This window comes from Sulfitobacter aquimarinus (assembly GCF_040149565.1).
Classification (GTDB): Bacteria; Pseudomonadota; Alphaproteobacteria; order Rhodobacterales; family Rhodobacteraceae; genus Sulfitobacter; species Sulfitobacter aquimarinus.
Genome location: NZ_JBEFLO010000009.1, coordinates 83,842 through 107,368 on the forward strand (window position 1 = coordinate 83,842; position 23,527 = coordinate 107,368).

General features: G+C 61.4%; 19 protein-coding genes. 6 read left to right on the forward strand and 13 right to left on the reverse strand.

All coding sequences use genetic code 11. The features are described 5' to 3' along the window. Nucleotides 1-2: 2 nt before the first annotated feature. From ABMC88_RS15320 to ABMC88_RS15330, 3 genes are all read left to right on the forward strand, one after another. A complete protein-coding gene (locus ABMC88_RS15320; protein WP_349577775.1) occupies nt 3-1,394 on the forward strand; it encodes an FAD-binding oxidoreductase in 1,392 nt (463 codons plus the stop codon). Nucleotides 1,395-1,614: 220 nt separating this feature from the next. Beyond that, nucleotides 1,615-4,107: a GcvT family protein gene (locus ABMC88_RS15325; protein WP_349577776.1), complete on the forward strand. Its 2,493-nt coding sequence runs from the start codon at nt 1,615-1,617 to the stop codon at nt 4,105-4,107. Further along, on the forward strand, nt 4,070-4,564 hold the full coding sequence (locus ABMC88_RS15330; RefSeq protein WP_349577777.1) for a hypothetical protein: 495 nt from the start codon (nt 4,070-4,072) through the stop codon (nt 4,562-4,564). The genes ABMC88_RS15325 and ABMC88_RS15330 overlap by 38 nt, the downstream gene beginning before the upstream one ends. Here the strand turns inward: ABMC88_RS15330 and ABMC88_RS15335 are convergent. Genes ABMC88_RS15335 through ABMC88_RS15355 form a run of 5 tightly spaced genes read right to left on the reverse strand, consistent with a single transcriptional unit; the run spans nt 4,561 to nt 8,661 of the window. Next, nucleotides 4,561-5,355, reverse strand: coding sequence for a glycoside hydrolase family 25 protein (locus ABMC88_RS15335; protein WP_349577778.1), 795 nt, complete (start codon nt 5,353-5,355; stop codon nt 4,561-4,563). The genes ABMC88_RS15330 and ABMC88_RS15335 overlap by 4 nt on opposite strands. After that, complete coding sequence (locus tag ABMC88_RS15340) at nt 5,352-6,002, reverse strand: DUF938 domain-containing protein (RefSeq protein ID WP_349577779.1); 651 nt, start codon at nt 6,000-6,002, stop codon at nt 5,352-5,354. The genes ABMC88_RS15335 and ABMC88_RS15340 overlap by 4 nt, the downstream gene beginning before the upstream one ends. Further along, nucleotides 5,999-7,072, reverse strand: a complete 1,074-nt coding sequence (locus tag ABMC88_RS15345) for an NAD(P)/FAD-dependent oxidoreductase (protein ID WP_349577780.1) — start codon at nt 7,070-7,072, stop codon at nt 5,999-6,001. The genes ABMC88_RS15340 and ABMC88_RS15345 overlap by 4 nt, the downstream gene beginning before the upstream one ends. Next, nucleotides 7,069-8,004: an aldo/keto reductase gene (locus ABMC88_RS15350; RefSeq protein WP_349577781.1), complete on the reverse strand. Its 936-nt coding sequence runs from the start codon at nt 8,002-8,004 to the stop codon at nt 7,069-7,071. The genes ABMC88_RS15345 and ABMC88_RS15350 overlap by 4 nt, the downstream gene beginning before the upstream one ends. A gap of 48 nt (nt 8,005-8,052) precedes the next feature. Further along, the gene (locus tag ABMC88_RS15355; protein ID WP_349577782.1) at nt 8,053-8,661 is read right to left on the reverse strand and encodes a glutathione S-transferase family protein; all 609 of its coding nucleotides are present in this window, start codon (nt 8,659-8,661) and stop codon (nt 8,053-8,055) included. Between the two features lie 75 nt (nt 8,662-8,736). Here ABMC88_RS15355 and ABMC88_RS15360 point away from each other — a divergent pair, with 75 nt between their 5' ends. Continuing rightward, nucleotides 8,737-9,126 (forward strand): ectoine synthase, encoded by a 390-nt coding sequence (locus tag ABMC88_RS15360; protein WP_349577783.1) that lies wholly within the window; start codon nt 8,737-8,739, stop codon nt 9,124-9,126. A gap of 81 nt (nt 9,127-9,207) precedes the next feature. On the opposite strand, the gene ABMC88_RS15365 is transcribed toward ABMC88_RS15360, so the two are convergent. The 7 genes from ABMC88_RS15365 to xdhA form a co-directional block, all read right to left on the reverse strand. Further along, the gene (locus ABMC88_RS15365) at nt 9,208-10,245 is read right to left on the reverse strand and encodes a BMP family ABC transporter substrate-binding protein (RefSeq protein ID WP_349577819.1); all 1,038 of its coding nucleotides are present in this window, start codon (nt 10,243-10,245) and stop codon (nt 9,208-9,210) included. A 100-nt stretch (nt 10,246-10,345) separates the two neighbouring features. Then, a complete protein-coding gene (locus tag ABMC88_RS15370) occupies nt 10,346-11,266 on the reverse strand; it encodes an ABC transporter permease (RefSeq protein ID WP_349577784.1) in 921 nt (306 codons plus the stop codon). Continuing rightward, entirely contained in the window at nt 11,266-12,348 is a 1,083-nt protein-coding gene (locus ABMC88_RS15375) for an ABC transporter permease (protein WP_349577785.1), read from the reverse strand. Before ABMC88_RS15375 ends, ABMC88_RS15370 begins: the two co-directional genes overlap by 1 nt. A 48-nt stretch (nt 12,349-12,396) precedes the next feature. After that, nucleotides 12,397-13,914, reverse strand: a complete 1,518-nt coding sequence (locus ABMC88_RS15380) for an ABC transporter ATP-binding protein (RefSeq protein WP_349577786.1) — start codon at nt 13,912-13,914, stop codon at nt 12,397-12,399. Continuing rightward, nucleotides 13,911-14,693, reverse strand: a complete 783-nt coding sequence (xdhC, locus tag ABMC88_RS15385) for a xanthine dehydrogenase accessory protein XdhC (RefSeq protein WP_349577787.1) — start codon at nt 14,691-14,693, stop codon at nt 13,911-13,913. Before xdhC ends, ABMC88_RS15380 begins: the two co-directional genes overlap by 4 nt. Beyond that, on the reverse strand, nt 14,686-16,983 hold the full coding sequence (xdhB, locus tag ABMC88_RS15390; protein ID WP_349577788.1) for a xanthine dehydrogenase molybdopterin binding subunit: 2,298 nt from the start codon (nt 16,981-16,983) through the stop codon (nt 14,686-14,688). Before xdhB ends, xdhC begins: the two co-directional genes overlap by 8 nt. After that, nucleotides 16,980-18,371, reverse strand: a complete 1,392-nt coding sequence (gene xdhA / locus ABMC88_RS15395) for a xanthine dehydrogenase small subunit (protein ID WP_349577789.1) — start codon at nt 18,369-18,371, stop codon at nt 16,980-16,982. The genes xdhB and xdhA overlap by 4 nt, the downstream gene beginning before the upstream one ends. Nucleotides 18,372-18,579: 208 nt before the next feature. On the opposite strand from xdhA, the gene dnaE reads away from it, so the two are divergent. Next, nucleotides 18,580-22,116 carry a DNA polymerase III subunit alpha gene (gene dnaE / locus ABMC88_RS15400; protein WP_349577790.1) on the forward strand — a complete coding sequence of 1,179 codons (3,537 nt, stop codon included), beginning with the start codon at nt 18,580-18,582 and terminating at the stop codon, nt 22,114-22,116. Nucleotides 22,117-22,212: 96 nt separating this feature from the next. Next, nucleotides 22,213-23,217, forward strand: coding sequence for a hypothetical protein (locus tag ABMC88_RS15405; RefSeq protein ID WP_349577791.1), 1,005 nt, complete (start codon nt 22,213-22,215; stop codon nt 23,215-23,217). Nucleotides 23,218-23,223: 6 nt separating this feature from the next. Here ABMC88_RS15405 and ABMC88_RS15410 read toward each other — a convergent pair whose 3' ends face one another. Then, nucleotides 23,224-23,418, reverse strand: a complete 195-nt coding sequence (locus ABMC88_RS15410; RefSeq protein ID WP_349577792.1) for a SlyX family protein — start codon at nt 23,416-23,418, stop codon at nt 23,224-23,226. Nucleotides 23,419-23,527: the final 109 nt, after the last annotated feature.

Below are 23,527 nucleotides of genomic sequence, written 5' to 3' on the forward strand. Positions count from 1 at the left end.
GCGTGACAGCATTGCAGCGGAATGAAGACGGGATCGGGGCGGCGCTTGGGATCCTCAAGCAGCAGTTCGGAGAGCGGTTTAGCGCGGGTGCTGCCATTCGTGAGCAGCACGCGCACACAACAACGTGGATCGCCAACCAGCCCCCCGACGGGGTTGTTTTTGCGCAGTCGACGCAGGAGGTGTCGGATGTGGTCAAGATTTGTGCCGCGCATAAGGTGCCGATTATTCCCTTTGGTACCGGCACTTCGCTTGAGGGGCATGTGAACGCGCCTGCGGGCGGGATCAGCATTGATGTGAGCCAGATGGCCGACGTGCTGGAGGTGAATGCGGGCGATCTGGATTGCCGTGTGCAGCCCGGTGTGACGCGGATGGCTTTGAATACCCATCTGCGGGATCAGGGGCTGTTTTTCCCGATTGATCCCGGAGCGGATGCCAGCATTGGCGGCATGACGGCCACGCGGGCCTCGGGTACCAATGCGGTGCGCTATGGTACGATGAAGGACAATGTGCTGAGCGTGGAGGCCGTGATGGCCAATGGCGAGATTATTCGCACCGCAAGTCGCGCGCGCAAATCTTCGGCGGGGTATGATCTGACGCGGTTGATGGTCGGCTCTGAAGGGACGCTGGGGATTATTACCGAAGTCAGCCTGCGGTTGCAGGGCATCCCCGAGGCGATCTCGGCGGCGAGTTGTTCGTTCCCGACGATCGAGGCAGCCTGTGAGGCGGTGATGGCGGTGATCCAATACGGTCTGCCCGTGGCGCGGATCGAGCTGTTGGATGCGTTGGTGGTGAAAGCGGTGAATAGCTATTCCAAACTGACGCTGCCCGAGACGCCTTTGCTGTTGCTTGAGTTCCACGGCTCGGACGCAGGCGTGGCCGAGCAGGCAGAGACCTTCGGCGCATTGGCGGAAGATTTCGGCGGCAACGGCTATGCCGCGACGACCAGCCTGGAAGAGCGCAACAAGCTGTGGCAGGCGCGCCATGACGCCTATTGGGCGATGCTGGCTTTGCGGCCCGGGTGCAAAGCGGTCGCGACGGATGTTTGTGTGCCGATCTCGAAACTGGCCGAAGCGGTGGGCAGTGCGAATGAAAAGGCGCTGGAGATGGGGCTGATTGCGCCCATCGTAGGCCACGCGGGCGACGGGAATTTTCATGCCTCTTTGCTGGTGGACATGGAAGACCGCGATGAGGTGGCGCGGGCCGAGCAGTTTGTCAGTTGGCTGAACGACCGCGCGATCGCGCTGGGCGGGACCTGCACGGGCGAGCATGGCATCGGGCAGGGCAAGCGGCCCTATCTGCGCAAGGAGTTGGGCGGTGCTGTGGATGTTATGGGAGCTATCAAACACGCGCTTGATCCGGACGGGATTATGAACCCCGGCAAGATTTTGCCGTAACTGTCTGAGGCCGGTGTTGTCGGGGCTCTGCCCCACCCCGACGCCCTTTTGGAACATCGGGATTCTCCAGAGGATATAGGGCCGGAAAAAATAGGCCGTAGATCGGCCTTGGTTCTTTCGGGAGGAGGTCGGTTTTTTGCGCTGGCGCGTCGCGGGTTTGCCGTTGGTATCGGGTGTGCGCGGTACAACGGTGGCATCACGCGCAAAGGGGAATCGGGATATGAAAACGCAAGTCAAAGCTTTGGTTGTTGGTGGCGGCGCTGTTGGCACCTCGATTGCCTATCATCTGGCGGCTGCGGGCTGGGATGATGTTGTGTTGTTGGAGCGCGACGAGTTGACTTCAGGCTCGACCTGGCATGCGGCGGGGTTGCTGCCGTATTTCAACATGTCTTATGCGACGACGCATATCCACGACTATTCGATCAAGTTCTACAAGACGCTTGAGGAAGAGACGGGGTTGAACGCGGGCTTTGCTGTTGTGGGCAACCTGCGCATGGCGCAGACGCAGGAGCGGATGGAGGAGTATATGCTTTATGCCTCCACCGCCGAGACGTGCGGCGTGCCTTATGAATGGATGACGCCAGACGAGATCAAGGCGAAGTGGCCGCTGATCCGCACGGACGATCTGAAGGGCGCGATTTACCACCAGACGGACGGCTATATTAACCCTGCCGATGTGACCATGGCGATGGCCAAAGGCGCGCGCCAGCGTGGTGTCGTGATCGAGCGCAAGTGGCAGGCCGATGCCTTCCATTGGAACGGTGAGGCGTGGGAAGTCACCGTGACCAAGATGGTCGAGAAGGGGGGCAATCTGGTCCCTTCGGACGAGCAGGTAGTGATCACGGCAGAGCATGTGGTGACGGCCAGCGGCAACCACGCGCAGCGCACGGCGCAGATGCTGGGCATCAAGATGCCCGCGATCCCTGTTGAGCATACGTTTATTGTGATGGACCAAGACCCCGAGCTGGTGAAATGGCGGGCGGATGGAAACCCCGAGCATCCCGTCATCCGCGATGCCGACAATGAATCCTACGCCCGTGAAGAGCGGGGCGGCTGGATTTTGGGCATCTATGAGCACGGTGCGCCTGCAAGGTTTGAGCATGGCGTACCCGACAGTTTCCGCGCTGACCTGTTCCCGCTCGATCTGGACCGGATCGCCGAGCAGTATATGGCCATGACCGAGCGTGTGCCGTCTTGTGCGGACTCCGGCCTCAAGGATGATTTCAACGGGCCGATTTGTTATACGCCGGACGGCAATCCACTGGTGGGCCCTGCGCCGGGGCTGCGCAATATGTGGCTGGCCGAGGGGTTCTCGTTCGGGATCACGGCGGCGGGTGGCACGGGGTATTACCTTGCGCAGATGATGGTCAACGGCGAGGCCGAGATCGACATGGCCTCGCTTGATCCCAAACGCTATGGCGACTGGATGACGACCGAATTTGCGGCCCGCAAGAACGAAGAAGCCTACGAACACGTCTACATCCTGCATCACCCTGACGAAGAGCGCCCTGCGGCGCGGCCCCTGCGGACCTCGCCTGCCTATGACCGCCAAGCGGCGCGCGGCGCGCAGTTTGGTTGGGTGAACGGGTGGGAGCGTCCGAATTACTACGCGCCCGAAGGGTTCAGCGATGCAGACAGCCGCAGCTTCCGCCGTGGCGGATGGTGGCAGTATGCGGTGGAGGAGGCGAAGGCCATCCGCGAGGGCGTGGGCCTGATCGACGCCACAGCCTTTACCAAACATCTGGTCAAAGGGCCGGGGGCGACTGCGTTTCTGGATTGGTTCACGTGTAACAAGCTGCCAAGCGTGGGCCGCATCAACCTGACCTATGCGCTGACAGGCGCTGGCACCACGCGTACGGAATATACCATCGTGCGGCTGGCGCAGGACGAATACTATCTGGTGAGCGCGGGCGCATGGACCGCCTATGACAGCGACTATCTGCGCAAGGCCATTGAGGATAAAATGCCCGAGCTGGGCTATATCGAGTGTCATGACGTGACCACGCAGTGGGGTGTCTTTGCCATCGCAGGGCCGAAGTCGCGCGATGTGCTGAATGCAGTCGTGAGCGACGCCTCCCCCGAAACAGTGCTGAGCAACAAGCGCTTCCCGTGGCTGACCATGCGCAACATCGAACTGGGCATGGTGCCCGTGCGCGCCATCCGCGTCGCCTATACCGGAGAGTTGGGTTGGGAGCTGCACCACCCGATCGAGATGCAGAACCACCTGTTTGACCTGCTGGAAAAAGCGGGGGAGCCGCACGGCATGAAGCTGGTTGGTGCGCGGGCGCAGAACTGGCTGCGACAGGAGAAATCCTATCGCGCCTTCGGCACCGAGCTGGGCCGCGATGCCACACCGCTGGAGGCTGACCTGCCGCGCTTTGTTGATTTGAACAAGGAGTTTCACGGCAAGCAGGCGATGGCCGATCACGGGATCAAGGCGAAATGCGTGACCGTGCTGATTGACGGGCCTGACGATGCGGACCCTTGGGGGCGCGAAGTACTCTATTATGGTGATACCCGCGTGGGGCGTCTGACCTCGGGCGGCTATTCTGTCGCCTTTGAAAAGTCGATCGGCATGGGCTACGTCTCGCCCGAGGTGGCCACCGTGGGCACCAAGCTCAAGGTCAAGATGTTTGACCAGCTGTGGGACGCCGAGATTGTCGAGGACAGCCCGTATGATCCGAAAAACACCACAATCCGCGTGGACGGCTAGACACTATTTCACCATCGCGGCAGGCTTTGTCGCGGTGGTCTTTGCGCTGGGCGGGGCACTGTCCCCGCCACGCACGCCGACGATAGCCGTGATCGGGGACCGCGCCGATGAGGTCCGCGAGGCGCTTGGCGCAGAGCAGGCTGACGACGCCACGGTCACGATCGTTCTGCTCAACCGTAGGGACAGCCTGCGGCACCTCCCCGATATTGCAGAGCTGTGTTGGGACGCCTGCCACAGCCGCGCCGCCGCGCAGATCTCGCTTACGCAGATGCGCTTCGGGGCCACGCGCAAGGTGGTGATCTTTTACCTGCCTGATTTTGCGGAGGACCTGACCTGCGTCACGATCCGTGCGGGCCGAGAGCTGGCGGGCCTGCGCGCCCATGCGCCGTCTTGCCAGATCAAGGCCGCACGGCAGCCCGTCTGGATACTGCCGATGGGCCTTGGGCGTATTTCCTAGCGGTGCGCCCGTGCGGCAAGCCACGCATTCCACTGGGCACGGTTGCCGTTGAACAGGTTCAGATCAACCTCCCCCGCGATCCCGTCAATCAGGCCGGTCATCGAGTATTGCCAGAAGCGCCAGCTTTCGCCGGGATAGGCCTGACGCGGGGTTTTAGCCGTGGTGCGCAGCCAGTATTCATAGCCTTTGAACTGCGCCAGCTTGTTCTCTTTGTAAAAGCGCGGCGTGGTGTAGATGATCGGGCGCTGGCCGTAATGCGCCTCGACGATCTTCAGCCAGCGGCGCATTTCGTCTTGCACCACGCGGGCTTCGGGGCGGCGATGCGCGCAGGTGGGCGAAAACGGGTTCCACTCCATGTCCAGCACAGGCGGCAGCATGCCTTTGGCACGCGGGACGTTTTTGATGAACCAACGGGCCTGCACCTCGGGCGTAGTGCAGAAATAATAGAAGTGATAGGCGCCGCGGGCCACGCCTGCCTGACCTGCGCCGCGCCAGTGGGACTTGAACGACGAGTCCAACAGATCACCGCCTTCGGTCGCTTTGATGAAGGCAAAGTTCACGCCATTGCGCCGCGCCTGTTTCCAATTGACGCTTTTCTGGAACCGCGCCGCGTCGATCCCGTGCACGGGAAAGCGGGCAGGCGTTTGGCCTTTGAAGTCAACGGGTTTTGCGTCACGAAAGTTTGGGGCTACGGCCTCACCCACAGGGATCGCTTTGCCCCCGCTATCGCCGCCCCCACAAGCAGCCAGTGTTCCGATCAGCAAGGCAGAGAGGATGGTGCGGAAATTCATGACGGCTCCTGACGGGCGATAAGGCATAGGTTGTTGGCGGGCATTTCCACGACCTTAAGGTCAAGGCCCGCTTGTGTCAGTATCTCATTGATCCAACGGTCATCTTTATACCCGATCGCGGGATCCGCGCCCCGCAGGTCGGCGTGAAACGATTTGTCCCCGTCCGAGGTCAACTGCCCTGCACGCATGAAAGGACCATAGAGGATCAACACGCCATGGGGCGTGAGCACCTGCGCCGCCTGGCTCAGCACTGTGTTGGCGGCGGCGTCGGAGATGAGGTGCAGCAGGTTTCCAAGGTAGACCAGATCGTATGGCACATGCTGCGCGGGCCAACCTGCCGCCGTGGCATCCAGCGTTTGCGCAGGGTGCAGGTTCGGCAGTGCGGCCTCGGCGCGGTAGGCGTTGATGCTGGTGATGCGTTCGGGGGCGATCTCGGTGGGGTGCCAGTCCAGCGCGGGCAGGGCGCGGGCAAGGGCGGTGATATGCTGGCCCGTTCCCGATGCGATCTCCAATGCGCGGCCCGAAGGCGGAGCGTGGGCGGTGACCACTTCGGTGATTGCTGCGATGTTACGCAGGGCGGATGGCGCGCTGAGCTTGCCGCCTTCTTCCGCATGTGTGATGCTGGCAGAGGGGGGCAGTTTGCTCATGTTTGCAGCCTGTCGGGGCGCAGCGCCGCGACGGCGTCAGCCTTTAATGCGGGGGGGCGCCCCGCCACAAGATCGGCCAGCAAAACAGAGGCCGCAGGCGATGTCTGGAAGCCATAACCGCCTTGGCCCGCGCACCAGACGAACTCCGGTTCATGGGTATCACGGCCCAGTACCAGCGTGCGGTCCGGGGCGAAACTGCGCAGGCCCGCCCATGTGGCGACAGGGCGGGTCACAGGCTCGGACACCATGGATTGATAGCGGTCCAACCCTTCGGCCAGCGTCATGTCATCGGCAAATGCATCATGGGGGTGGGTCGCGACTTCTTCCGCAGGAGAGACAAGCAAAGCGCCCGCGTCAGGCTTTGCATACCAGCTTTCGCCAGTGCCGAAAAACATCGGCCAGCGTGACGTGTCGTGCCCGCCAGGGGCGGCCAGCCGCGCCATAGAGCGGCGGTGCGGCACGATGCCAAGCGGCGTCACCCCCGCAATGCCCGCAATCAAATCGGCCCAAGCGCCCGCCGCATTCACCAGCGTTCGCGCCGTATAGTCAGCCCCCGCCGAGACATGCCAGCCGTGGCTGTCGCGGCGAATGCCTGTTACGATGGCCTCGGTGATCACCTCGCCGCCGTTCTTGCGCAGCACACGGATGAAATCCTGCATCAAACGGTCGGTATCAATGTCGAACGCCTCGGCGTGGTAGCCCGCGAACCCGACCTTTGCGGGATCAAGGATCGGCACCTTGCCTACGGCCTCGGAGGGCGAGATTTCGTGCACGCCCATTTGGTCCGCATCTGCGCGGAACGCCTCCTTGTCATCCGCTTGCGCGAGAATCATCAAGCCGCGCTGGGTCAGGTAATCACCTTCGTGGAAATACGCCATGCTGGCGCGATTCAGTGCCTGAACCAAGGGCGCGCCATAGTTCTCTTCGATCAGCGCGGCAGAGCGTCCGGAGGCGTGGTAGCCCGTCACGCTCTCCATCTCAAGCACGGTGACCTTTGCATCCGCAGAGAGACGCGCGGCGGCAGACAGTCCTGCAATGCCGCCGCCGATAACGATGATGTCGCGGCTCATGCTTCTTCTGCCCTGTCGGTGGCGGGTGGCGGCGCGGGGACCAGTCCGGCCAATTCTGCATAGAGCGCGTCAGACAGGTCATAGCCGATCGCGGCGAGGGACGGCTTCAATTGCTCCAGCGAGCGGCCCGACAGGATTGGTGAGGGAGATGTGGGGTGCGCTGCGGCCCAAGCCACTGCCAGCGTGGCGGGATGCACATCTTCGCGGGCGGCAATGCGGGTCAGCTCCTGTGCGGCGCGGTGCATATAATCAAAGTCGTAGCGCGCAGCATAGCGGGCGTCCTGAGTCAGACGCCCCGTGCCTTTGCCGTCGTATTTGCCTGTCAGCAACCCGCCGCCCAAAGGCGAATAGGGTGCGCAAAGCATCCCCATATCTTCGGCCATGGGGAGGATTTCGACCTCGGCCTGCCGTTTGACCACGTTATACATCGGCTGGATCAGCGCGATTTCCAGATCGGCCATATTCGCCATATAGACGGCTTTCATCGCTTGCCATGCGGCAAAGTTCGAGATGCCGACGTAGCGAATGACGCCCTCCTGCTTCAGTTCGGCCAAGGCGCCGAACGTCTCGTGCATATCGGTGTCGGGGTCAAACCGGTGCAGATAGAGCGCATCGATTACGTCGATCTTCATCCGCTGGAGGGATGTCTTGGCCGAGGACAGGATCGTCGCGCGGGTCGAGCCGCCCGTATAAGCCGCCTTGGTCGCGACAAAGACCTGATCGCGGTGCGGCGCGATCATCTCGCCCAGAAAGGTCTCGGATGCGCCGTCGGTGTAGACGTGCGCGGTGTCGAAGTGGTTGATGCCGGCGGCGCGGGACGCGTCATACATCGCTTGTGATGCGGCACGGTCGGCGCCCGCGCCAAACTGCATCGTGCCAAAGGCAAAGCGGCTGATGGGCGTCCCATCAAGAGTGGTCAGTTTTTGTATCATACCCCTTTGGTGCCACCGTTGCGGCGGCACTTCAATGGGGCGGGCGGATTACACCCCGCCTTTTTCCACCGCACGGAGATAGGCGGGCTGCGCCTCGACCCAGTCGACGAACGCGGTAAGTTTGGGGTAGGCATCGCGCCCGTTCAGCCGCATGGCGATCTGCGCAGGAAAGCTGAGCATGACGTCAGCGGCGCTCAACTCATCCAGCACAAAATGCCCCGACGGGCGGATCATGTTTTCCATATAGGAGAAATGGTTGTCCAGCTCGGATGTGATGCGCGGATGCAGGGGCGCGCCTGCATCCCCCAGCTTGCTGACATAGAGGTTCAACAGAATGGGCGTCATGGCAGAGCCTTCTGCGAAATGCATCAGCTCCAGATGTCGGCGGTGTGCAGGGCTGCCCGTAGGCGGGATCATATCGGGGGCATGTGTCGCGCACAGGACCTCGGTGATTGCGCCGCTTTCAATCACGGTCTCGCCGTCCATCTCGATCATCGGGGATTTGCCCAGCGGATGCAGCGCCAGCAGCGCGGGCGGCGCAAGGTTCGTCTTTGCGTCCCGCTCATGCACGACAAATTCGTATGGCACGCCGATCTCTTCGAGCAGCCAGAGGATACGGAGCGAGCGGGACCTGTTGAGGTGGTGCAATTTAATCATGAGACAAAGCTTAGGCGGTTTGCGCCCGCCTGCAAAGCGGGTCACACTGCGCGTGACGCAACGGGAGAAGCGCAGATGATCATCGCGGATAAGGCAACCCTGACAGGCACAGCACGCGACGCCAGCGGACCAGGATGGGAGAGTTTGCGCCTGCTGGTACGCTCTGACGGTATGGGGTTTTCCATGACAGAAACCCGCGTTCTGCCCGGGGCGGTCCTGCGGTTGCAGTACAAACACCACATCGAGGCATGCTACTGCATCGGCGGCGCGGGCGAGGTAATCGAGCTGGACAGCGGCAGGGTTCACGAGATTTCGGCGGGGGTGCTTTATGCGCCCGACGCCCATGATCTGCACGAGGTCCGCGTGCCTGCGGATGGCACGGCGCTACACCTGATTTGTGTTTTCTCACCCGGGCTTGAAGGGACCGAAGTCCACGGGCCCGACGGCAGCTACCCTGCGGGATAGCGGGCGATGTTGTAGCGCAGCACAAACAAGAAAGGCCCCGCCGTTTCTGGCGGGGCCGATCCAAATTCCAAAGCGGTCCGCTTATTGTGGGATGTCGCCTACGATGCCTTCGACATAGAAGTTCATGCCAGCCAAAGTGCCGTCATCCGCAGTCTCGCCTTCAGCAAGGAAATCGCTGCCGTCTTGCTTTTTCAACGGGCCGGTGAACGCGTGGTATGAACCATCCGCCAGCGCCGCTTTCATCGCCAGTGCTTCGGCTTTGATGTCTGCGGGGACTGCATCGGAAATCTCGCCGATGCCGACCATGCCCGCGCCAATGCCGTCCCATGTGTCTTTCTGCTCCCAAGTGCCGTCCATGACAGCCTTGGTGCGTGCGATGTAGTAGGGCGCCCAGTCGTCAATGATGGACGAAACGCGGGGGAAGGGCGCATATTGGCCCATGTCCGACGCCTGACCGAAGGTCACAACATTGCCCGCTTCCTGTGCGGCCGCTTGGGGCGCTGTGGAGTCGGTATGCTGCAAGATCACGTCGGCACCTTGATCGATGAGAACCTTGGCCGCGTCGGCTTCTTTCGCGGGGTCAAACCACGTATAGGCCCAGACGATCTTGAACTCGACCTCGGGGTTTACTTTGCGTGCGTGGATGAACGCAGAGTTGATGCCGCGAATAACTTCGGGGATCGGGTAGGACGCGATATAACCGATGATGTTCGACTTGGTCATGTTGCCCGCGATGTGGCCCTGAATGGCGCGACCCTCATAGAAACGGGCCGAGTATGTGGACACGTTGGGGTGCAGACGCTTGTAGCCTGTTGCGTGCTCGAACTTCACATCAGGGAACTTGGCCGCGACATTGTTCGTCGGGTCCATGTAGCCGAACGACGTGGTGAAAATCAGGTCCGCACCGTCCAGTGCCATCTGGGTCATCACACGCTCGGAATCGGGGCCCTCGGCCACAGATTCGACGAATACGGTTTCGACTTGATCACCGAACTCGGCCTCGATCGCTTGGCGGCCTTTGTCGTGCTCGTAGGTCCAGCCGCCGTCGCCGACGGGGCCAACGTAGACAAAGCCCACTTTTGTTTTTTCGTGGCCATCGGCCATTGCAGCGGTGCCCATGGTGGCCGCCAGTGCGGTCCCCAGCAACAGCTTGGCTGCGGCGCGTTTGGTGAATGTCATATGGTGTCTCCCCGGATCGGTTCTCTAGCAGATTGATGCCTCAGGACGAGGCGTGGAAAATGCGCCCCAGTGACCCTGGTGCGGCGGTTTTCGACCGCGACAGCAGGACAAGGACGACGATGGTAATAACGTAGGGCGACATTGCCAGATATTCGACAGGAATGGCAACGCCTGCGCCTTGCAGATTCAGCTGCAATTGCACCAAACCGCCAAAAAGATAGGCACCCAGCAGCACGCGGAACGGCCGCCACGAGGCAAACACAACCAGCGCGAGCGCAATCCAGCCAACGCCCGCAGTCATCCCTTCGGTCCATTGCGGCACGCGGATCAGGCTGATGTAGGCACCGCCCACGCCCGCACAGGCTCCGCCGAACATAATCGCCAGTGTGCGGATGCGCTTGACCTTGAACCCCAGCGCATGGGCCGCATCGTGGTTTTCACCCACGGCGCGCAGGGTCAGGCCGACGCGGGTAAACTTGAGCACGGCCCAAACCGCCACAACCAACGCCAGCCCGATGTAGACAATGATATCATGGCTCAAGAAGACAGGGCCGATGACAGGAATATCGCCCAAAACGCCAAAATCCACGTCCCCCAAACGCGGCGGTTTCACCCCGACATAGCTTTGCCCCAATAGCGCCGAGAACCCCAACCCGAACAGCGTCAGCGCCAGCCCCGAAGCCACCTGATTGGCCAGCATCACTTGGGTCAGAAACGCAAACAGCAGGCTTAGTAGTGCGCCACCAACAGCGGCAGCCCCAAACCCCAGCAAGGGCGACCCCGTCTCAACGGCCGTGGCGAAACCACAGATCGCGCCGATGATCATCATCCCCTCAACCCCAAGGTTGAGAACGCCCGAACGCTCCACCACCAGCTCGCCAATTGCGGCGAAAATCAGTGGTGTTGCGGCGACGAAAAAGCCCGCGACAAACAGGATCGGGTTAATTGCGGACAGGTCCATCACGCCACCTCCGTGCGGCCAAATCGCAGCCGGTAGTTTGTGAATAAATCAAAGGCGAGCAGAAAGAACAGCAACATCCCCTGAAAAACCTGAATGGCCGCGGCTGGCAGTCCCAGCTTGGATTGCGCGATATCCCCGCCAATATAGGTCAGCGCCATCAACCCGCCCGCCAGCAAGATCCCCACGGGATGCAACCGCCCAAGGAAGGCCACGATGATCGCGGTGAACCCGTAGCCCACATTGAAATCAATCGTCACCTGCCCCGCAGGGCCGCTGACCTCAAACATACCGGCAAGACCCGCCAATATGCCTGAGGTGCCCAAACAAAACAGCACCAGCCGCGCAGGGTTCACGCCGCTAAAGCTCGCCGCACGCGGGGCCTCTCCGGTCACTCGAATGGCAAATCCCAAACGGTGGCGCGCCAGCAAAACATAGGCAAAGATCACCGCGATAAAGGCCGCCACAACACCCCAATGCATCCCCGACCCCGCGATCAAATCCGCATTGTGCGCGCTGGCATATTGCTGCAAATTCCGCGATCCGGGAAAGCCGAACCCCTCGGGGTTTTTCAACAATCCCAGCGACATGGATGCCAAAAACTGCTCCGCCACATAGACCAGCATCAGTGATACCAAAATCTCGTTCGTCCCGAACTTTACCTTCAGCACCGCAGGGATCATCGCCCAGACCCAGCCGCCAAAGGCACCAGCCAGCACCATCAACGGAAAGATAAACACGCTCTCGGCAGGGTAAAACGCCAATCCTGCGCCTGCGCCAAACAGCGCACCCATGATGTATTGCCCTTCCGCGCCGATGTTCCAGATGCCCGCCTTGAACCCAAGGCTCAGACCAATGGCGATCAATACCAAAGGCGCGCCTTTAATCAGCAGCTGCGGACGGTAGAAAAACGCAAATTCCCCAAACAGCGGCTCCCAGAAAATCGTAGCAATCGCCTCCTGCGGGTCCTTGCCCAGCAGCGTAAACAACAGCCCGCCAAACACCATCGTCGCCAACACAGCCAACAGCGGTGCCGCCAGCGAAAAAGCACGGCTCGGTTCTGGCCGCTTCACCAGCGAAATCATGCGCCGCCCGCCTTCTTTATTTTGCCTATAAACTCAAATCCCGCAGCCTCAACCATGCGCCACCTCCATACCGTGGGCGCCGCCCATCAACAGACCGATCTCCTCAATCGTGATCCCGCGTGCAGGGCGCGGCGCGCTTAACCGCCCCTCATTCAAGGCGGCAAAACGGTCCGAGATTTCCATCAACTCATCCAGATCTTGCGAGATGACGATCAGTGCCGCTCCGTTATGCGCCAGATCCAACAAGGCCTGACGGATCGCGGCAGCAGCCGATGCATCCACACCCCACGTCGGTTGGTTCACGATAAACACAGCAGGGTTTTGCATAACCTCGCGCCCGATCACGAATTTCTGTAAATTCCCGCCGGACAAAGACCGCGCCGCGGCTTTAGGACCAGGCGTGCGCACATCGAACCGCTCGATCACGCTGGCAGCAAACCGCGTGGCCGCAGGCCAGTTCAGGAAACCGCCGCTCTCAAGTTCCATCCGCTGTGCAGCGGTCAGCATCGCGTTTTCGGTCAGCGACATGTCGGGTGCTGCGGCATGGCCCATCCGCTCTTCGGGGGCGGCCAGCACGCCCAGCTGTCTACGCGGTGTGGGGCCCAGCGGTCCGATATCGGTTCCCTGATAGTCGATCATGCCCCGCGCCACTGGCCGCTCACCAGACAAAGCAGCCAGAAGCTCATCCTGACCGTTGCCAGCCACGCCGCCAATACCCAGCACTTCGCCCGCGCGCAGATCAAGGCTGATGTCGCGCAGCGCCATGCCAAAGGCATTGGGCGCGGCGACATTCAGACCCGTGAGGCGCAGCACAACGTCGCCTGTTTCTTGCTCTGCGCGCTGGGGCGTCTGCAACAACTTGCCGACCATCATTTCTGCCATCGCCCGCGCTGTTGTCTCACGCGGGGTGCAGGTGCCCACAACCTTGCCCAAGCGCAGGATCGTAGCGGTGTTACACAGGCTGCGTATCTCCTCGAGCTTATGCGAGATATACAGGATTGCCGTACCCTCGGCGCTTAGCTTGCGCAGGGTTTTGAACAGGATTTCAACCTCTTGCGGCGTAAGCACGCTTGTCGGCTCATCCATGATAAGCAGCTTGGGGTCTTGCAGCAAACAGCGGATAATCTCGACCCGTTGACGCTCGCCTGCGGATAGGTCGCCAACGATGCGGTCGGGGGAAAGCGGTAGCCCGTAGGCTTCCGAGACGGCGCTGATCTGTGCGCTGAGGTCGTTCATCTTGGGGGCGTTTTCCATCCCCAATGCGATGTTCTCGGCCACGGTCATGGCATCGAAAAGGGAGAAATGCTGGAACACCATGCCAACGCCCGCCGCCCGCGCAGCACGCGGTTGCGCGGGGGCAAAAGCCTTGCCGTGCATCTGCATCTGGCCGCTGTCCGGTTTGACAAGGCCGTAGATCATCTTGACCAGCGTTGATTTGCCCGCGCCATTCTCGCCCAGCAGGGCGTGCACCTCACCCGGCGCGATTCGCAACGAGACATCGTCATTCGCCACAACGCCGGGGTAGGCTTTGGTCAGGGAATTCAGGGACAGCAATGGCTGTATCATAGGCAGACCTCTTTGGCAGAATCGGACAGCAAAGACTGCACGACCCCATCTGCAATCTGATGCGGGGCTTTGCCAAGTGTTTTATCGCCAATCGGGCAGGTAATCAGCGATGGATCAAGGCCCATCGCCGCAAGGCGCTTGGAAAACCGCGCCCATTTGGTATCTGACCCGATCAGCCCGATGCTGGCCGCCCCACGTTTGGCCAAGGCGGCACAAAGCGCCAGATCAATCTCGTGGGAGTAGGTGAAAATCAGGTGATGCGCATAGTGCGGGGCGCGGGTTGCCAGCAGCGGCATATCGGCGGCAGGGGTTTGCGTGACATGGGCAGGGATGCGGACGGGAAAGCGGTCCGCCGCATCGTCGATCCATGTGATTTTGAAGGCTTGGGGGTGGGCGGCTTTGATCACTGCGCGGCCCACGTGACCGGCCCCCCAGACCCAGAGGTGTTTGGGGTGGGGGCGGTTCGGCACGATCCTGTGCACGGTGAATTGGTCCAACGGGCGAAAAAACTGCGTTTCTCTGGTATAGCGCAGCGTAACCGCGCCACCGCAGCATTGGCCAAGGTTGGGGCCCAGCGGGATCGTTTCGGTCTGTTCCGCCGCGCCTGTCGCCAGCAGTGCGCGGGCTTTGGCGATTGCCTTGTATTCCAGCGCGCCGCCGCCAATGGTGCCATCGGTGTCGTTTGCAGTAACCTTCATCACCGTGCCCGCGTCACGCGGGGTAGAGCCGCGGGTGCCGGTGATCTCGACAAACAGGGCGGCGCTCTTCGTTTCACTCATCGCTTTGTCCTGCGCGGGTGACAGCGGCGAGGATGGCCTCGGCTGTGGCGGGCGTTTGCAGGTCGGCGTAGGTCGGCCCGCAGGATTGCACCGCATCGGCCAGCGCGGACCACGCAGAGATACCCAGCATCAACGGCGGCTCTCCCACCGCTTTCGAACGGTAGATGGTGCGGGCTGGGTTCGGCTCGTCCCAGAGGGCGACGTTGAAAATGTCGGGACGGTCCGAACAGGCGGGGATTTTATAGGTCGCGGGCGCGTGGGTTTTGAGCGCGCCCTTGTCGTCCCAGACCAACTCCTCTGTCGTGAGCCAGCCTGCGCCTTGCACATAGCCGCCTTCGATCTGGCCGATGTCCAGCGCGGGGTTCAGCGACTGGCCTGCGTCATGCAAGATGTCGGTGCGCAGGATGCGGTTTTCGCCCGTGAGCGTGTCGATGACGACTTCGGTGATTGCCGCACCGTAGGCGAAGTAGAAAAACGGCCGCCCCGTGCCTTTGATGCGGTCCCACTGGATGTCGGGCGTTTTGTAGAACCCCGTGGCCGAGAGGCTGATCCGCGCTTCATAGGTTGCTTGCGCCGCTTGGGCAAAGCTGAGCGTTGTGTCGCCTAGTGTGACTTGGCCATCGGCAAAGCCAATATCTGTTTGAGGTATGTCATAGATGGCTGATAAATGCTCTGACATACGCTGCCGTATGGTTTGACACGCCGCCCGCACGGCCATGCCATTGAGGTCGGTGCCGGAACTTGCCGCAGTTGCGGAAGTGTTGGGCACTTTAGCCGTGTCCGTGGCGGTAATCTTGATCTGCGCCACCGGCACGCCGAATTCCGAAGCGGCGACTTGGGCTACCTTCTGAAATAACCCCTGACCCATCTCGGTGCCGCCGTGGTTCAGATGGATCGAGCCGTCCTGATAGACATGCACCAACGCGCCTGCCTGATTGAGGTGTGTGAGCGTGAACGAGATGCCGAATTTCACAGGCGTCAGGGCAATGCCGCGTTTCAGGACCGCGTTGCCGGCGTTCCACTGCGCCACGGCCTTGCGGCGGGCGGTGTATTCACTGCTGTCGATCAGGCGATTGGTCAGGGCGCCGATGATGCAATCCTCGACGGGTTGGTCATAGGGGGTGGTCTGCACCTGACCCTGCGCGGCGCTGTCACGGTAGAAATTCGCGACCCGCACGGCGAGGGGGTCAAGCCCCAGATGGGTGGCGATGTGGTCCATCACCCGCTCGATCCCGACAATACCTTGCGGACCGCCAAAGCCGCGAAAGGCTGTGGCGCTTTGGGTGTTGGTTTTAAGTCGGTGCGACGTAATGCGCACATCCGTCAGGTGATAGGCATTGTCCGCGTGCAGCATGGCACGGTCGGCGACAGGCAGGCTGAGGTCCATAGCCCAGCCACACCGGACGTAATGGGTGAAGTCCACGGCGGTCAGGCGGCCCTCAGCCGTGAAGCCCACAGTATAGTCCATGCGGAAATCGTGCCGTTTGCCCGTGATGGTCATATCGTCATCGCGGTCATAGCGCATTTTGCACGGCTGCCCCGTGGTACGGGCGGCGATGGCGCAGGCTACGGCCAGCGCGTTGCCCTGGCTTTCTTTGCCCCCAAAGCCGCCGCCCATGCGCCGCGTCTCGACCCGCACGGCGTGCATTGGTAGGCCGATGGCCTCGGCCACTTTGTGCTGGATCTCGGTCGGGTGTTGGGTGGAGCTGTGGATCGTCATGTCACCATCTTCACCCGGCAGGGCGAGGGCGCATTGGCCTTCAAGGTAAAAATGTTCCTGACCGCCGACGTCTAGCTGTCCGCTGAGTGTGTGGGCCGCGCTGGTAAGGGCGGTGTCTACATTGCCCTTGGTGTAGATGCGGGGGCCTTCCTCGAACCGACTATTGGCGGCCATCGCTTGATCGATGGTGAGGATGGGGGTTTGCGACTCTACCGTAACTTTCCCCAAACGCGCAGCTTTGCGGGCGGCGAGGTGGCTGGTAGCGATGACAAGGAATAACGGCTGTCCGAGGTAGTGGATGGTGCCGTCCGCCAGCAACGGCTCGTCGTGATTGGAGGGGGAGACATCATTGGCGAAGGGCAGATCGGCGGCTGTCAGGACGGCGATTACGCCCGGCGCGCTCTTCGCTTCTTCGACGCTCATCGCTGTGATTGTGCCGCGGGCGGTATCGCTGAGGCCGAAGGCGAGGTGGAGCGTGCCTGTGGGGGTCGGGATGTCATCGACATAGCGGGCCTCGCCTGTGACGTGCAGGTGGGCGGTGTCATGCGGGAGGGGTTTGGAGACACTCATGCGCGGACCTCGTGCAGATCGGAGGGGGTGCCGGTGATGGTGTGATAGGCGCGCAAAACCATGTTTTGCGCGACCTGCATCCGGTAGTCAGCAGAGGCGCGCATGTCTGACATGGGGGTGAAGTCGTCCCGCATGGCCTGCATCGCGGCGTAGATGGTCGCGAGCGTAACGGGTTTGCCCGAAAGCGCGGCCTCGGCGTGGCGCGCGCGCGCAGGGGTGCCTGCCATGCCGCCAAAGGCAAGGCGGGTGGTGCCGAAGTGTCCGTTCTCTATGGGCAGGTTCAGGCAGCCGCAAACAGCGGATATGTCTTGATCAAAGCGTTTGGATATTTTGGCGCAGTGCAGCGTGTCGGGCTGTGCGGGTATCGAGATGGCCTCGATAAACTCGGACGGTTTGCGGTCTTGTTTGCCGTAGGCGATGAAGAAATCCTCGAGCGGGAGGGTGCGGCGGGTATCGCCGCAGCGCAAATGCAGGGTGGCCCCGAGCGCGATCATGGCGGGGCTGCCATCACCGATGGGCGAGCCGTTTGCGATGTTGCCGCCCAAAGTCGCTGCGGCGCGGACTTGGGCAGAGCCGTAGCGGCGCAGTAGGGTGCCAAGGCTGGGAAAGTGGGGGGCAAGCGCGTGTTCTAGCTCGGCGATGGTGGTCATGGCACCGATGTGCCAGCCCGTGTCGGTTTGCGTGATGCCGCGCAGGTCGGTGCATTTATTGAGAAAGACGGGCGTGTCGAGAGGGCGCAATTGCTTGGTGATCCATAGGCCGACGTCCGTGGCGCCTGCGATCAGGGTGGCGTCGGGGTGGTCGGTGTAGAGCTGCGCCAGATCATCGGATGATCTTGGTTGAAGGGGAGTTTGGGGCTCTGCCCCCGCAACCAAAGGCTGCGTTCCCGGAGGATTTTTAGCCAGAAAAAATAGGTGGTCGGGGATGGGGTGTTGTTCTGCCGCTTTTGCAGCGCGGATGATGGGGGCGTAGCCGGTGCAGCGGCACAGATTGCCCGCGAGGGCGGTGTCGTGATCTGTGTCGCCGTTCAGGTGGGCTGTGGCCATCGCGATTGTGAACCCTGGTGTGCAAAAGCCGCATTGGCTGCCGTGGTGGGTGACCATTTCGCGTTGCACGGGGTGGAGGGTGCCATCTGGCGCAGCCAAGCCTTCGACCGTTGTGACGTGTTTGCCGCTGAGTTGTGGCAGCAACAGGATGCAAGCGTTGAGCGCCGATGTGCCGTTCGCATCTGTAACCATGACGCTGCACGCGCCGCAGTCACCCTCGTTGCAGCCTTCTTTTGTGCCCGTGAGGTGGCGCTGGTCGCGCAACCAGTCGAGCAGAGTGGTCGTGGGGTTCGGGTCCGTCAAAGTGACGGGTGCGCCGTTTAGCGAAAATGAGATGGTCATGGGGTAGGGCCCCGCCGCGGTACCAGTATCGTTATGTGCGCGGCCTTCGATGCGGCGTAGAAGGCGGTCGAGCGAGGTCAGGCTACGGCGGGGGCGAGGGGGTTGGCAAGGGGTTTGATGCCCGAGCGCGCCGCGTTGGGTGCGTATTGCCGCGGGATTGTGCGTTTTCTTTGTAGAGGCTGTTTGGGATCCGTAATAGGATCAACGGATGAGCAACTCCCCCCGATTCATTCACCTGCGCACCCATTCCGAGTATTCGTTGCTGGAGGGGGCGATGCGGCTGAAAAAGCTGCCTGATCTTTGCGTGAAGGCAGGGATGCCTGCGCTTGCTTTGACCGATACCAACAACATGTTTGCTGCGCTGGAATTCTCGGTCGGGATGGCGGGGGCGGGGGTGCAGCCTATCATTGGCTGTCAGGTTGATCTGGAGTATGTGGTCCCCGCACCCGGAGAACGGGCAAAGCCGCCGGCGCCTGTTGTTCTGCTCGCGCAGAGCGAGCGCGGGTATGAGAACCTGATGAAGCTGAATTCCTGCCTTTATCTGGATAAGGGCGGGGCGCTACCGCAGGTCACGATGGCCGAATTGGCCGCCTATAGCGAAGACGTAATTTGTCTGACGGGTGGGCCGATGGGGCCTGTGGGGATGTTGTTGCAACACGGCCAAGCACCCGCAGCGCAGGCGTTGATGGATGCGTTGAAAGCGGCGTTTGGCGACCGCCTTTATGTAGAGCTTCAGCGCCATCCCGAAGACGGCGGTGCGCCCGAGGCAGAGCGGCTGAGCGAGCGCGGCTTTGTCGAGATGGCCTATGCGATGGATCTGCCGCTGGTTGCGACCAACGATGTCTATTTTCCCGACACGAAAATGTACGAGGCGCATGATGCGCTGATCTGCATTTCCGAAGGCGCTTACGTTGACCAACAAGATGGCCGCCGCCGCCTGACGGCGCAGCATTACTTCAAATCGCAGGCCGAAATGGTCGCCCTGTTCGCCGATCTGCCCGAAGCGATTGAAAACACCGTCGAGATCGCCAAGCGTTGCGCGTTCCAAGCCTACCGTCGTGATCCGATCCTGCCCAAGTTTGCCGATGACGAGGTGGCCGAGCTGCGCCGTCAGGCCGAGGAAGGCTTGCGCGGGCGGCTGGCCATTATCCCCCATGCGGCGGATGTGGCCGAATATGAGGCGCGGCTCGATTTCGAGCTGAAGATTATCGAGGGCATGGGCTTTCCCGGCTACTTTCTGATCGTTGCTGATTTCATCAAATGGGCCAAGGATCAGGGTATTCCCGTGGGGCCGGGCCGTGGCTCTGGTGCGGGCAGTCTGGTGGCCTATGCGCTGCTGATTACCGATCTGGACCCGCTGCGCTACTCGCTGCTGTTCGAGCGTTTCTTGAACCCCGAACGTGTCTCCATGCCCGATTTCGACATCGACTTTTGCATGGACCGGCGCGAGGAAGTCATCCGTTACGTGCAAAAGAAATACGGCCGCGACAAAGTGGGGCAGATCATCACCTTCGGTGCGCTGCTCTCCAAAGCCGCCGTGCGCGACATTGGCCGCGTCTTGCAGATGCCTTACGGGCAGGTAGACCGTCTGTCCAAGATGATCCCTGTTGAGGGCGTGAAGCCCGTGTCGATCGAGAAGGCGCTGGCCGATGAGCCTCGGCTTCGTGAAGAAGCACGCAACGAAGAGGTCGTGGCGCGTCTGCTGGAATACGGCCAGCAGGTCGAAGGGCTTTTGCGCAACGCCTCGACCCACGCGGCGGGTGTTGTGATCGGGGACCGACCGCTCGACGCGCTTGTCCCGCTGTACCAAGACCCCCGTTCCGATATGCCCGCCACCCAGTTCAACATGAAATGGGTCGAGCAAGCGGGGCTGGTGAAGTTCGACTTTCTGGGCCTGAAAACCCTGACCGTAATCCAGAATGCGGTGGACCAGATCAAAGCATCTGGCCGCCATTTGCATATAGCCGCAGACGGGACCGAATTGTTCGAGCCGCCGCAAGGGTTGATCGACGATATTGCGACGATCCCGCTGGATGATGAGGCGTCTTACAAGCTTTATGCCGCGGCAAAGACCGTTGCTGTATTTCAGGTGGAATCCAGCGGCATGATGGATGCGCTCAAGCGCATGAAACCGACCTGCATCGAGGATATCGTGGCCTTGGTGGCGCTGTATCGTCCCGGCCCGATGGAGAACATCCCGACCTATTGCGAGGTGAAGAACGGCCAGAAAGAACGCGAATCCGTACACCCCTCGATTGACCATATCCTTGAGGAAACGCAGGGGATTATCGTTTACCAAGAACAGGTTATGCAGATCGCGCAGGTCATGGCGGGATACTCGCTTGGTGGGGCCGACTTGTTGCGCCGTGCGATGGGTAAAAAGATCGCCGAGGAAATGGCCAAGGAACGGCCCAAGTTCGAAAAAGGCGCCATGGAGAATGGCGTCGACAAGAAGAAGGCCTCGGAGGTTTTTGACCTTCTGGAGAAATTCGCCAACTACGGATTCAACAAATCCCACGCGGCGGCCTATGCCGTGGTCAGCTATCAGACGGCGTGGCTCAAGGCCAATCACCCCGTCGAATTTATGGCCGGTGTGATGAACTGCGATATCCACCTGACCGACAAGCTGGCCACCTATTTCGAGGAAGTGCGCAAGCGGCTGGAACTGCCGTGGGTGCCGCCCTGCGTGAACCGCTCTGATGCGACGTTCAAGGTTGTGGACAGGGCGTTGATCTATGCGCTGGGCGCGTTGAAGAACGTAGGCGTCGAGGCGATGAAGCTGATCACCGAAGGGCGCAAGGTTGAGGGGGCGGATAAACCTTTTGCCACGCTGTTTGATCTGGCGCGGCGGGTGGACCTGAAACGTGTGGGCAAACGCCCGCTTGAAATGCTGGCCCGTTCTGGCGCGTTTGATGTGCTGGACCCCAACCGCCGCCGCGTCTTTGGCGCGCTGGACGGGTTGGTTGCCTATTCCGCGGCTATTCACGAACAAAAGGCATCCAATCAGGTGTCGCTGTTCGGCGAGGCGGGCGATGATCTGCCAGAGCCGCGTATGATGCCCTGTGATGACTGGGAAGCGCCCGAGCGGTTGACCGAAGAGTTCAAAGCCGTGGGCTTTTATCTGTCGGGGCACCCGCTGGATGACTATATGGGGCCGCTCAAGCGCAAGTGGGGCAACGACCGTGGCGTGCCCTTCCTGACATTGGACGAGCTGACCGATAAGGTCGCGGACCGTGGCGCGATGAATGCGCGTCTTGCGGGTGTGGTCGCGGGGCGGCAAGAGCGGAAATCCGCACGTGGCAACCGCTTTGCCTTTGCGCAGCTGTCGGACCCTGCCGGCGCTTATGAGGTCACGCTGTTTTCGGACACATTGGAAGCCTGCCGCGCCCATCTTGAGACGGGGTCGAAGGTTGTCGTCACGGTTGAGGCAACAATGGAGAGTGACCAGCTCAAACTGCTGGGGCGCAGTGTTGCCCCGATTGAAATGGCAGTGGCAGACGTTGGTGGCATGGGGCTGCGCATCTTTATTGAATCGCCCTCCGCGATTGCGGCTGTCAGTCAGGTGTTGGAGGGGGCGCGTACAGCGGCCAGGGCAGCGGGCAAAGGCCCAGTGCATCTGACCTTGATGGATCCTGCACTGCCGGGTGAGGTCGAGGTCGACCTTGGCGCTGAATTCCCCGTGACCCCGCAGATCAAAGGCGCGATACGGTCCTTGGGCGGTGTTGTCGAAGTCGAAGAAATCTGACCCGATCGGCAAGACGCGGCGCAGGGCAGGGGTGTCCTGCTGGACGTCTCCTTAACGCTTCGTTAAACCAACGCCGAATGAGTGGGGAGTAGCAGCGTGCGCATTGTACCAGTATTGTCGGTTGTCGCCTTTCTTGGCGCTTGTGGTGATCCGCTGAGCGGTATTGCAAAGCTTGGCGATGTGGACGTGGCCCAGACAGATCCGGCAGCAGCGGTTGTTCCCGAGGCGGATGAAGTCGCCCGCGACGGTTTCTTTGGCACGGCCGCGACGGAAGGCGAAAATGCCGCAGCCGAAGCTGCAATCGCAGCCGCACCTGCCGCAGCGCCCAAAACGGCCAAACCCGAAATGGGTGGATTCTTGCGCGGGTTGATCAAGCGCGGCGCGGACGCGAACCCCGAAGCTGTGGCCGCAGCAACCGCGAAGGCAAAAGCCGACGCCGCGCCAGACCTGCCTGCGGATGCCGTGGTGATTGAAACACGGCCCACTGTCTCTGCGTCGGTCGAATTGGCCGCATTGCCTGATCCAGCCGTCACACCCCGCGAAGAACTGGGCCAGCGCAAGCGTGGCATCGGGCTGTTCGGCGGCGGGCTGAAGAAGAAAGACGCGCCACGCACGGGGCCGGATGCCTCTGATGTGGCTTATGGTACCGTGTTGCCCTTCGGTCAGATTGCACGGGTCTGCGATGCCCGTGGCAAGCCGCTGGGCACCAAGGTCGAGGGAACGGGCCGCCGTGGCTTTGCGCTCTTTGACAGTAAACACGGGATCCGCGACAGGCGGACCTTTTATATCACCGGCTTTGAAGATAAATGCCCGCGCCAGTTCACCGCTGCCAATGCGTTGCTGGGCGTGCCATCATTCTATGAGGACTTGCGGTTTGGCCCGACAGGCAAATTTTTGCCCCATGCCGCCACGGACAAGGCCTATGACAAGCTCAAGTCAAAGGTCTGCCGCGCAGCCAAGAACAAGCCGTGCGGCAAGAACATGGCCAAGATGGACAGCACAACCGTTTTCGTGAGCGCCTATGAGTTTGGCGAACACAACAAGGGCTGGAAAGAGTTTCTGGTGCATAACGGCGAGGTGCTGGCCAGCGCCCGCAAATAGAGGTCGTTAATAGTGGGGCGGCCGTTCGTCGCCCACGATGACGCCACCGCCGCCTGCGGCGTCGCGCTCTCCCTCGCGGCGCATCAACATCTCGACGCGGCGGTTCAGGCGGTCAATCTCGTCTTGCTGGTGGGTGACGATATCCGACAGATCGTCGACCGTGCGCAGCAGGTGCGCCAATTGTTCTTCGAGTTTTTCCATATCCGGCGCATACGCCCCCGCGCCCGCGGACGCAATGGGGCGTGACCGCCCGGACATGGCCCCAAGGGCCATGACGACATTTTTGGCGCCCGTCTTTTGCGTGCTCGAA